This window comes from Treponema sp. R6D11, from assembly GCF_054786075.1.
In genome coordinates, this window is record NZ_BDHD01000484.1 from 1 (window position 1) to 938 (window position 938).

Genomic DNA, 938 nt, shown 5'->3' on the forward strand with positions numbered 1-938 from the left:
GTGTTTATTCTGTTAGGATTGGCTTTTACATCTATCTTTTCACTGCGTATAGTATTGGATAAATTTATCGTCAACAGACTGCAAGTTATGGAAGCCGATCTTTCCAAGACGTTTCCTAATTCAAATATAATGGAAATAAATATTAATACTAATGAGTTTGTTTCCATAAATAATCAAATACAACAATCAATAAATGATATAGACACAAAAAATGACAGTTTTTTTGAAAGATTGGCTTATGATGCTTTTATAGCCAAGTTATCTGACTATATAAACGCTGTCGATTCAGGCGTTACTACATTAGCAACAATGAGCGATGATAATGTATGAAATTACCATTTCCCACTGCCAAGGAAGGTCGCTGTCCACCAAGGACAACGCCACAGAGGGAATACCGAAAAAACCGCCCTGTCTTGCCGCCGCAGCTGTTCCTGAATAGACAATATCCGTACCCAAATTCGCCCCCGCATTGATTCCAGACAGGATAAGATCGGGTGCTTTTTCCAGATTATGCTCTGCTCCTTCGGTCGAAATACAGATTTCGGGAATTCCCCCCAAAAGGGCAACTATAATACAGTCTACGGGGGTTCCGGAGCATGACCATGTATCTTCCTCTATTTCTTTTAATTTTAGCGGTTCGTGTAAGAATTTTAAGGAATGGGAACAACCTGATTGGTTAGAGTCGGGGGCTACTGTAAAAACCTTGTGTCCAACGCCGCGTAAAGCCTTAGCAAGCAGTCTTATCCCCTGCGAAGTGATACCGTCGTCATTTGTTAGTAGTATTCGCATACGCCCTCTTGCGTACCGGACTGGAACTGGTAGTAGTTGTGATATTACGCCGCGATTTTTCATCCGGCTCGGGGAATAATCTGGCTTTTGAAGCTAATTTTATTTCGTAAATTACATTGTGAAAACCGAATATCCGCTCATAATCTTCA

General features: G+C 40.7%; 2 protein-coding genes. One reads left to right on the forward strand and one right to left on the reverse strand.

Translation table 11 applies throughout. The features are described from left to right. On the forward strand, positions 1 to 330 hold a 330-nt coding region (locus ACYVTD_RS14130), incomplete at its 5' end, for a hypothetical protein (protein ID WP_461248361.1). On the opposite strand, the gene ACYVTD_RS14135 is transcribed toward ACYVTD_RS14130, so the two are convergent. Continuing rightward, positions 301 to 789 (reverse strand): 5'/3'-nucleotidase SurE, encoded by a 489-nt coding sequence (locus tag ACYVTD_RS14135; protein ID WP_461248362.1) that lies wholly within the window; start codon positions 787 to 789, stop codon positions 301 to 303. The two genes, ACYVTD_RS14130 and ACYVTD_RS14135, sit on opposite strands and share 30 nt — an antisense overlap. Between the last annotated feature and the right edge of the window lie 149 nt (positions 790 to 938).

Bases quoted from the DNA above. Each gene is read 5' to 3' on its own strand.
- ACYVTD_RS14135 (WP_461248362.1), bottom strand. From the start codon at position 789: ATGCGAATACTACTAACAAATGACGACGGTATCACTTCGCAGGGGATA.